The organism is Micromonospora sp. NPDC047753, assembly GCF_040642735.1.
Classification (GTDB): domain Bacteria; phylum Actinomycetota; class Actinomycetes; order Mycobacteriales; family Micromonosporaceae; genus Micromonospora.
The window spans coordinates 1-9,409 of record NZ_JBEYSL010000257.1 but is presented as its reverse complement, the minus strand read 5'-3'; the positions used below and the strand labels follow the sequence as shown (position 1 = coordinate 9,409).

Genomic DNA, 9,409 nt, shown 5'->3' with positions numbered 1-9,409 from the left:
CGCGCGGCCCGCAGTGGGTCGGCCCGGAGGGCCTTGGCCGCCCGGCCCCGGCGCGACCGGCCGGCACCGGACTGCCCACCCTCGACGATGACAACGAGCCGGATCGCAAGGTCGGCCGACGTAAGGCGATGGTGGCCCTCGGCGGCACCGCCGCCGTCGTCGCCGGTGGCGCGGCGCTCGCCATGACCCCGCAGATCCGTGGCCTCTTCGGCGACGACGCGCTGGCCGGCGACGCGACCGGCAGCACGGTCACCGACGGCACCGCGGCGCGGCCCAGCGGCCAGCAGCCCAGCACCGTGCGTACCTACACCGAGCAGAACGAGAGCTACATGGGCTCCCGGGCCGGTGAGGCGCTGAAGAAGAACGCGCCGGCCGGCGGGCGGACCTACTCCGGCCCCGCCGCCGCCGCGGCGGCGACCACTGTGACAGTGAAGACGGTGCTGGCCAAGGACCCGATCCTGCACCTGGCCCGGCGCGCCACCTTCGGCGTGACGCCTGCGGTGGTCGCCGACATCAAGCGCGAGGGCATGGACGCCTGGATCCGCGCCCAGCTGGACCCGGGGAAGTTGGAGCCGAGCAAGGGCGAGCTGAAGCTCGCCGAGCTGCCGACCCAGAAGCTCTCCGTGCAGCAACTGCGCGACCAGCGGGACAAGCTCAACGAGCAGGACGCCCACCCCGAGCGGGAGATGGTCGACGCCACCATCGCCCGGCAGATCTGGTCCAAGCGCCAGCTGTTCGAGGTGATGGTCGACTTCTGGAACGACTTCCTGCACGTCGCCGCCGACTTCGACGGCGGCGAGGTGTACCGCAACTCGTTCGACCAGGACGTCGTGCGCAAGCACGCGCTGGGCAGCTACCCGGAGATGCTGGTCGCCGCGAACAAGCACCCGGCGCTGCTGATCTACCTGAACCAGAAGGACTCCCGCAAGGACGCGATCAACGAGAACCTCGCCCGGGAGAACCTCGAGCTCTACTCGGTCGGCGTCGACGGCGGCTACAAGGAGCCCGACGTCCGGCAGGCCGCCATGTTGCAGACCGGCCGCGGTGTCGACGACAAGGGCAAGTACGTCTTCCGCCCCGAGCAGCACTACGTCGGCAAGGTGAAGATCCTCGGTTTCACCCACGCGAACAACTCGGCCGACCCGAAGAAGGCCGAAGCGGCGATCGACGCGTACATCACCTACATCGCGACGCACCCGTCGACGGCGAAGTACGTGGCGCAGAGCCTGGCCACCCGGTTCGTCTCGGACACCCCGCCGAAGTCCCTGGTGGACCGGCTGGCCAAGACGTACACCACGAACAAGGGCATGATCAAGCCGGTCCTGATGACGCTGTTCTGCTCCTCGGAGTTCTGGGCCGGGGTGGGCCAGAAGGTGCGCCGGCCAATGGAGTACCTGGTCGCCACGTACCGCACCCTGGGCGTCTCGCCGGAGGCGTCGCCGAAGCACAACAACGGCGACAGCAAGCGCACCGCGTACGCCCGGGGGCTGCGCCAGATCCACGACAAGATGCGCGAGCTGGGCCAGTCCCCGATGGGTCACCCGACCCCGGACGGCTACCCGGACGTCTACGTCGCCTGGACCTCGGCCGGCACGATGGTCAACGGCTGGAACGAGGCGGGCGAGATCCTCGCCGGCTACCGCACCACCTTCACGTACACGGCACCGGAGAAGTTGGTCGCCAAGCCACCGGCGACGGCCGGGGCGTACGTGGACGCGCTCTCCCAGCGGCTGGTAGGCCAGAAGTTGAGCACGCGGGAGAAGAACCTCATCCTCGGCGTGGCCGGTGTGGCGGCGACCACCAAGGTCGACGCCACGTTCAACGGGGCCATCACCGCCGTCGCGCGGGCGATCCTCGCTTCCCCCCAGCACCACCTCCGGTGAGGCACCCGATGGAGAAGACTGTGTACAACTCTTTCCCCCTGCACCCCGAATGCCCCGACGTGCGCCGGCTGGCCGACAACCCGGCCGAGGCTCTGCTGCGCGCCGAGGCGGACATCGTCGCCGCCGAGAACGCCGCCGAGTTCGACAGGTACCGCACCCTGGAGAACCTGGAGGAGGCCCAGCAGGACGGTCGCGGCGTGACCCGGCGGACCTTCGTCGCCGGTGCCGCGGCCACCGCCACCGCGCTGGCCACCGCCCAGTTCGTCACCACCTCGGCGTCGTTCGCGGCGACCAAGACCGGCACCCTGATCCACGTCTTCCTCTACGGCGGGCTGGACGGCCTGAGCCTGATCGCGCCGGACAACGACGCGGTGCTCAACAAGGCCCGGCCCGACCTGCTGCTCGGCAACGACTCCCTGGCCCTGGGTCGCGGCTTCAAGCTGACCAGTGCGTTCAAGCCGCTGGAGAAGTGGCTCACGGCCGGTCAGCTGGGCTTCATCCCGGCGGTCTCCGACGAGCGGCTGTCCCGCAGCCACTTCCAGGCCGCCGACGCCTGCAACCTGGGCGGGCTGCCCAACGAGACCGGCGGTCGGGGTTGGCTCGACGGTCTGGTCGACAACCTGGGCAAGGGCACCGCGTTCCGCAGCGTCGGCATCGGCAGCACGCTGCCCCGCTCGCTGGTCGGCAACAACGGCGCGCTCTCCCTGAACAACGTCGGCTCCCTGCGGCTCAACGGTGACGAGCGGTTCCGGGCCGCCACCGAGAAGGCCATCAAGGGGCTCTTCACCGGGATCAACCACCCCGTCGAGGAAGCCGTGCAGGAGGGCATGGGCGCGCTGGCCACCGCCCAGAAGCTTGCCGCCAAGCCGTACCAGCCCGCCGAGGGCGTCAAGTACGAGGGCGTCGGCAACGCGTTCCAGCAACTCGCCCAGCTGATCAAGGGCGGTGCCAACGTCCGGGTCGCCACCGTCGGCATGGGTGGCTACGACACCCACGAGAACCAGGGCACCCGCGAGGGCGGCCAGCTGCACCGCCGGCTCAACGAGCTGGCCAACGCCATGGCCGCCTTCTTCACCGACCTCGGCCCGAAGGCCGCCGACGTGACGATCATGGTGTCCAGCGAGTTCGGCCGTCGGGTTGGCTCCAACAACAACGGCACCGACCACGGGCACGGCGGCGTGGTCACCCTGCTGTCCGGCAAGAAGCTGGCCGGTTCGCTGCTCGGCACCTGGAACGGTCTGGACAAGCTGGACTCCGGTGACGTGCCGGAGTACAACAACATGTTCAACGTCTACGGCGCTGTGGCGCAGGGCCGGTTCGGGCTCACCAACGCGGAGGTCGACAAGGTCTTCCCCCGCCAGAAGTACGCCCCGATGAAGCTGTACGCGTGACGTACCCGCACACCCACGCCGCCGGCCGTCGTACCGGGACCTCGTCCCGGCACGGCGGCCGGTCGGCTGCGCCCGTACCCCCGCAGATCCCGGCCCGGCGCGGGCCCGGCGGCCGACGGCTGCTGGGCGTGCTGCTCCTGGTCGGCCTGCTCGCCAGCGTGGTGCCCTGGTGGCTGGGCACCCCGGCCGGATCGCTGCGGACCACAGCGGCCACCGTCACCTCGGCCGGCCGGATCACCGGCCTGGTCGCCGGCTACCTGCTGCTGGTGCAGGTGCTGATGATGAGCCGACTGCCGGTGCTGGAACGGTGGATCGGCGGCGAGCACATGGCCCGCTGGCACCGGGACATCGGCGCCACCCTGCTGGTCACCGTGCTGGCGCACATGTCGCTGATCCTGGTCGGCTACGCCGACCTGCGTAATCAGTCGATCCTCGCCGAGGTCGGCACGTTGCTCGGCGACTACGAGGACATGGTCTCGGCGTTCGTCGCCACCGGCATCATGATGCTCGTCGGGTTCAGCAGCATCCGGGCGATCCGGCGGGCACTGCCCTACGAGATGTGGCACCTGCTGCACCTGTCCAGCTACCTGATCCTGCTGCTCGGCTTCGGCCACCAGTTCACCCACGGCGCGCAGCTGTACCGGCCCGGCCCGGTGCGCACCGGCTGGATCGCGCTCTACCTGCTGGTGGTCGCCGCCCTGCTCTGGGGCCGCGTGATCGCACCGCTGGCGTTCAACCTGCGCTACAAGCTGCGGGTCGCCGACGTGGTCGCCGAGAGCACCGACACCATTTCCATCTACCTCACCGGGGAGCGGCTCGACCGGCTGGCGATGCTCGGCGGCCAGCACTTCCGCTGGCGGTTCCTCACCCGGGGCTGCTGGTGGCAGTCGCACCCGTTCTCCGTCTCCGCCGCCGCCAACGGCCGCTGGCTGCGCGTCACCGTCAAGGTGGTCGGCACCCACACCGCCGACCTGCGCGACCTGGAACCGGGCACCCGGGTCTGGGCCGAAGGCCCGTCGGGAACCTTCACCGCCGCGCACCGGCTCCGGGAGCGGGCGTTGCTGATCGCCGGTGGCAGCGGCATCACGCCGATCCGGGCCATGCTGGAGGAGCTGCCGCCGGGCGCGGCGCTCATCTACCGGGCCCGCACACCGGCCGACGTGCTGCTCAGCCGCGAGTTGGACTGGCTGGCCCAGGAACGCGACACCTCCGTCTGGTACGTCATCGGCTCCCGCGACGACCCCGGCCCCCGCCAGCTGATGAGCCCGGACGGACTGCGGCAACTGGTGCCCGACGTGGCCCGGCGCGACGTCTACCTGTGCGGGCCGCCCGGTCTGGTGGAACAGTCGGTGCGGGCGCTGCGGCGGGCCGGTGTGCCCCGACGGCAGATCCACCTCGCCACGTTCGAGCTGTAGGAAGGGCATCCCCATGCGTCGCGCGCTCCTCGCGATCACCGGCCTGGCCGCCAGCACCACCGCACTTGTGGTGTTCAAGGGCTCGCCAGGCACCAGCCAGGTCGCCCAGAACCTGCCGACCGCCCAGCCGGTCAACCCCACCCCGCAGGATGTCGAGCCGAGCGCGGACCCGTCGGGCGGGGCGCCGAAGCCGTCGGTGACTGCCGACGCGCCCTCTTCGCCCAAACCAACAAAGAACACCGGCCGTCCGTCCGGCACCCGCACCACCACGAAGGCCGCACCCCGGACCACCACCAAGGCACCCCAGTCGACCACCCGCCGGGTCACCGGCAACGGTTTCGACAACGAGTACGGGTACGTGCAGGTGCAGATCGTCGTCTCGGGTAACCGGATCGTCGAGGCCGTCGCGCTGTCGCTGCCCAGCGGGGGTGAATCCGACATCCACAGCGGCGACGTCCGCAATCGTTACGACGGCAGGGGCGGTGAGGTCGTGCAGAAACAGAACGCGAACCTCAACACCGTCTCCGGCGCCACCGAGACCAGCAACTCCTACAAGCAGTCGCTGCGGTCCGCCATCGAGCAGGCATTCTGACGTGCGGGCCACGCTGACCCGACCCGGGCTGTGCCGGGTCGAACAGATCATGGGTACGACGATCACCCTGGACCTCGCCGACGATCTGCCACCGGCGACGCTGCGCGAGCTGGCCGATGAGGTCTTCGCCTGGATGCACGAGGTGGACGCGCGGTTCAGCACCTACCAGCCGGACAGCGAGGTCTGTCGCTTCGACCGTGGTGAGGTGCTGCTCTCCGAGGCGTCCGCTGACCTGCGGTACGTGCTGGAGACCTGCGCCGACCTGTGGGGCACCACCGACGGGTTCTTCGACGCGTACGCCACCGGTCGGCTCGACCCGTCCGGCTTCGTCAAGGGCTGGGCCGCCCAGGTCGCCTCGGACCGTCTCGTCGCCGCCGGTGCCGTCAACCACTGCGTGAACGCCGGCGGCGACGTACGGGTGCGGGGTCTGTCACCGTCCGGGGAACCGTGGCGCATCGGTATCCGGCACCCGTGGGACGCGATGGCGGCCTGCCTGGTGCTCAGCGGGACCGACCTGGCGGTGGCCACGTCCGGCGTGTACGAACGCGGCCGGCACGTGCTGGACCCGCGTCGGGGCGCACCGGCCAGTGGGCTGCGCTCGGTGACTGTGGTCGGCACCGACCTCGGGGTGGCCGACGCGTACGCCACCGCCGCCCTGGCCATGGGCACCCCCGGCCTCAACTGGCTGGCCCGCCTGGACGACCACACCCACGCGGTGATCACCGACAACGCCCGCGAGTACCACTCGTTCAACCTCCCCCTAACCGACTAGCCCGCGCCCCCTCTCACGCCCCCTCACGCCCCCTCACGCCCCCCCGCGCCCCCCGCACCCCCCGCACGCCCTCTCACGCCCGCGATCTTGCACTTCCGGTTGGCGTTTTGTCCCTTTGTGTGGAGATTGTCGGGACAGGAAGTGCAAGATCGCGGAAAGCTGGGCGGGGCTTCGGGCGGGCGGGGCTGGGGGGAGACGGGGAGCGGCGTGGGACTAGCGGAGGGGGCGGTGGGTGCCGGCTGGGCGGGTGCCGGTGGGGCGTGGGCGGCCGGGGCGGGACCCGGACGGTCGGGTGCCGGCCCAGCGGCGCCCCCGGTGGCTGCGCCGGGGCGGCTCGGTGCCGCCGGGGTGAGGCGCTCTGTCGTTTGTGGACATCGTTCCCCCGTTCGTGGCGCGCGTTCGCACCGTCCCCCTGTCAACGAGGACCGACGCCTCGGCGACGCTGTCGGGCACCGGATCGAATCCTCGACCGGGCCGGTTTCACATGCCCCGTCGGGGCAGCGGCAGGTGACCGGGGAGCAGGTCGGGGGCGAGCGTCACCCCGGCGGCGCGCAGCGCCCCGATCAACGTGTTCTGCACGAGGTACGAATCCGGAAGCTGCCAGCGCGCCTGCTCCGGGGCAACCGCCCAGCGGACCGTGCCCTCCGGCAGCCGGGTGGGCGGCGCGGGGATCCACGAGCCCGGCCCGTGCCGGACCACGTGGAAGCAGTGCTCCAGCTCCGGCCTGAGCGGGTCGCCGGGGCGGACCAGGAACATCCACCGTCCGGTGGGAGTGACCAGCACCGGTCCGCGTACGCCGGTGCCGGCCGGGTGGATCTGGATCGCGTCGAGCACGTGCCGGCCGAGGTGGGCGGGCACCTCCAGCACGTCGAAGGCCCGACCGGTGGGCAGCAGCACCCCGTGCGGTCGGCTCCGCCACCAGGTCGCCACCCGGGCCGGGTCGGCGCTGGCGGCCAGTTCCCAGTTCTCCAGGGCGGGGTGGCAGCCCACTGTGGGGCAGCCGGCCCGGCCGCAGACGAAGCGGCTGCGGGCCAGACAGGCCCCCGGGGTGACTTCCCAGCCGTGTACCGCGTACCGGATGGCGACCCGGCGCAGCCGGACCCGTTCCAGCGGCGACAGTTCGGCAACGCGCGGTACGACATTCCCCCACATGTGTGCCAACTCCTCTCGTCGGGCCCGGCGTTCGCCAGGTCGCATGTCGAGCACCGTCACTGCCGTAACCCACGATCGTTGAGGTTGACGAACGGCCCGTGCAACTTGCACGAAAAGTACGAGGACTACCTGTCCGGCTGACGTACATCCTGTGCGACCAGCCAAAACCTGAACATGAACGGCAGTCGCCGCACCCGCGGACATCGCCCCGACTCGATTGGTCGTCGGTGGCAGGGGAGGATGGGGAGATGGACGAGCTACCCATAGGACGGCGAGTTGCCTACTGGCGGGGGCGGCGCAAGATGTCGCAGCAGGTCTTCGCTGACCGGCTGGGCAAGTCCAAGAGCTGGGTGGACAAGGTCGAACGCGGTGTCCGCCGGTTGGACAAGTTCTCCGTCCTCTACGAGATCGCCGACATCCTCCAGATGGACGTGCAGCTGCTGATGGGCAAGGACCCGGAGCGGCGCGCCGACGCCCTCAACTGCATCGACCAGGTCGAGGTGCAGGAGATCCGGGCGGCGCTGGAACGCTACGACTCGATGAGCGCGTACTTCGACGCGGCGCCGTACCCGCCGCCGATGGACGACATGCGCAAGGCCGTCAACCACGCCTGGCTCACCTATCAGTACGGCCGCTACGGGATGCTCACCCGGGCGCTGCCGAAGCTGCTGCGTGACGCTCAGGCGGCCGACGCCGCCTACGGCGGTGAGCAGGCCGCCGAGGCGGCCCACCTGCTCGGGCAGGTCTACCAGATCGCCTCCTCGGTGCTGCGCAAGCTCGGCGAGTGCGAGCTCGCCTGGTTGGCCGCCGACCGGTCGATGGCGGTGGCCCAACGGGCCGACGACCCGCTGCTCGCCGGGATCGCCACCACCCGGGTGTGCAACGCCCTGGTCGCGATGGGCCGGGCCCGTCCCGCGCTGGAGCTGAACGTCCAGATCGCCAACCGGCTGGCACCGGGTGGAAGCAACACGGTCTCCCCGGCCCGCCTCTCCGTCTACGGGATGCTGCTGCTCCAGGGCGCGATGGCCGCGTCCCGCATCGGTGACTCGGCCAGCGTCGACGACCTGATCAACTGCGCGCAGGAGGCCGCCACACTGCTCGGCGGCGATTACAACCACTACTGGACGTCGTTCGGCCCGACCAATGTCGAACTGCACCGGGCCGCCGCCGCCGTGGAGCTGGGCGACGGGGGGCGGGCCGTGGAGGTGCACCAGCTGCGCATCGCGGAGCCCTCCTTCAACGCGCTGCTGCCCGAGCGCCGCGCCCACCACCTGCTCGACATCGCCCGCGGTTACGCCCAGATCGGTGACGTGGCGAACGCCGGCGAGATGCTGCTGCTCGGTGATCGGCTCGCCCCGTCGGAGATCCGCTGCCGGCCGATCGCGCACGAGGTGATGTCCGACATCCTCCGTCGCACACGTGGTGCGCCGCCTTCTCCGGTAGCGGAGTTGGCTGAGCACATGGGAGTAGGGGTATGAGCGCGGAGCCGGTCTGATGGCCGGTGCAGCGCACAACAGCGGGCACCGTGAGGTGCTCTACGTCATCGCCTGCGGCTCGCCGCTGGCCCGGCACGTCGGTCGTCTGGTCGATCTCGCCCAACAGGACGGTTGGGACGTCTGCGTGGTCACCACGCCGGACGGCGCGAAGTTCGTCGACCAGTCGGCCCTGATTCGGCAGACCGGTCACCCGGTGCGGACGCACTACAAGAACCCCGGTGACCCGGACGTGCTGCCGCCCGCCGACGCCATGATCGTCTGCCCGGCCACCGTCAACACGGTCAACAAGTGGGCCGCCGGGATCACCGACACGCTGGCGCTCGGGCTGCTGGTCGAGGCGCAGGGCAAGGGCGTCCCCATCGTGGCGGTGCCGTACACCAACTCGGCGATGGCCTGCCACCCGGCGTTTCGTGCCGGGGTGGCCCGGTTGGCCGAGTGGGGCGTCACGGTGCTCTTCGGCGACGATGTGATCGCTCTGCACCCGCCCGGAACGGGGGAGCAGCACCTGCACGCCTTCCCCTGGGCGATGCCGCTGGCCGCATTGCAGACCGTCTCCTGGAGCGCCGCGTAGCGCGTCCGGCAGATCTTCCACCCGACGCGGCCGGGACGGGTGTACCGCCGGTCGGTCACACCGCTGCTCAACGCCCTCGTCGAACCGATCCTGTACCTGCTGTCGATCGGCGTCGGCGTCGGGATGCTGGTCGGCAC

8 protein-coding genes are annotated in these 9,409 nt (G+C 70.8%); 7 read left to right on the top strand and 1 reads right to left on the bottom strand.

Annotated elements, in window-relative coordinates; translation table 11 throughout:
* The 5 genes from ABZ749_RS21010 to ABZ749_RS20990 all read left to right on the top strand — a co-directional run.
* Positions 1–1,883, top strand: a 1,883-nt coding sequence (locus tag ABZ749_RS21010; RefSeq protein ID WP_357230121.1) for a DUF1800 domain-containing protein, incomplete at its 5' end; no start/stop codon positions are given.
* Between the two features lie 8 nt (positions 1,884–1,891).
* Entirely contained in the window at positions 1,892–3,274 is a 1,383-nt protein-coding gene (locus ABZ749_RS21005) for a DUF1501 domain-containing protein (protein ID WP_357194634.1), read from the top strand.
* Complete coding sequence (locus ABZ749_RS21000) at positions 3,271–4,689, top strand: ferredoxin reductase family protein (RefSeq protein ID WP_357230119.1); 1,419 nt, start codon at positions 3,271–3,273, stop codon at positions 4,687–4,689. Before ABZ749_RS21005 ends, ABZ749_RS21000 begins: the two co-directional genes overlap by 4 nt.
* Positions 4,690–4,702: 13 nt before the next feature.
* The gene (locus tag ABZ749_RS20995) at positions 4,703–5,281 is read left to right on the top strand and encodes an FMN-binding protein (RefSeq protein ID WP_357230117.1); all 579 of its coding nucleotides are present in this window, start codon (positions 4,703–4,705) and stop codon (positions 5,279–5,281) included.
* 49 nt (positions 5,282–5,330) lie between these two features.
* Positions 5,331–6,053 (top strand): FAD:protein FMN transferase, encoded by a 723-nt coding sequence (locus ABZ749_RS20990; protein WP_357230125.1) that lies wholly within the window; start codon positions 5,331–5,333, stop codon positions 6,051–6,053.
* Positions 6,054–6,533: 480 nt separating this feature from the next.
* Here ABZ749_RS20990 and ABZ749_RS20985 read toward each other — a convergent pair whose 3' ends face one another.
* Positions 6,534–7,205 (bottom strand): bifunctional DNA primase/polymerase, encoded by a 672-nt coding sequence (locus ABZ749_RS20985; RefSeq protein WP_357230123.1) that lies wholly within the window; start codon positions 7,203–7,205, stop codon positions 6,534–6,536.
* A gap of 248 nt (positions 7,206–7,453) precedes the next feature.
* Here ABZ749_RS20985 and ABZ749_RS20980 point away from each other — a divergent pair, with 248 nt between their 5' ends.
* The gene (locus ABZ749_RS20980; RefSeq protein WP_357230115.1) at positions 7,454–8,683 is read left to right on the top strand and encodes a helix-turn-helix domain-containing protein; all 1,230 of its coding nucleotides are present in this window, start codon (positions 7,454–7,456) and stop codon (positions 8,681–8,683) included.
* Positions 8,684–8,699: 16 nt separating this feature from the next.
* Entirely contained in the window at positions 8,700–9,272 is a 573-nt protein-coding gene (locus ABZ749_RS20975; RefSeq protein WP_357230113.1) for a flavoprotein, read from the top strand.
* Positions 9,273–9,409 lie beyond the last annotated feature (137 nt).

What these genes read in the sequence shown, in the direction of transcription:
- ABZ749_RS20990 (WP_357230125.1), top strand. Translation starts at nt 5,331, where the DNA reads ATGGGTACGACGATCACCCTGGACCTCGCCGACGATCTGCCACCGGCG.
- ABZ749_RS20995 (WP_357230117.1), top strand. Translation starts at nt 4,703, where the DNA reads ATGCGTCGCGCGCTCCTCGCGATCACCGGCCTGGCCGCCAGCACCACC.
- ABZ749_RS20985 (WP_357230123.1), bottom strand. Translation starts at nt 7,205, where the DNA reads ATGTGGGGGAATGTCGTACCGCGCGTTGCCGAACTGTCGCCGCTGGAA.
- ABZ749_RS21005 (WP_357194634.1), top strand. Translation starts at nt 1,892, where the DNA reads ATGGAGAAGACTGTGTACAACTCTTTCCCCCTGCACCCCGAATGCCCC.
- ABZ749_RS20980 (WP_357230115.1), top strand. Translation starts at nt 7,454, where the DNA reads ATGGACGAGCTACCCATAGGACGGCGAGTTGCCTACTGGCGGGGGCGG.
- ABZ749_RS20975 (WP_357230113.1), top strand. Translation starts at nt 8,700, where the DNA reads ATGGCCGGTGCAGCGCACAACAGCGGGCACCGTGAGGTGCTCTACGTC.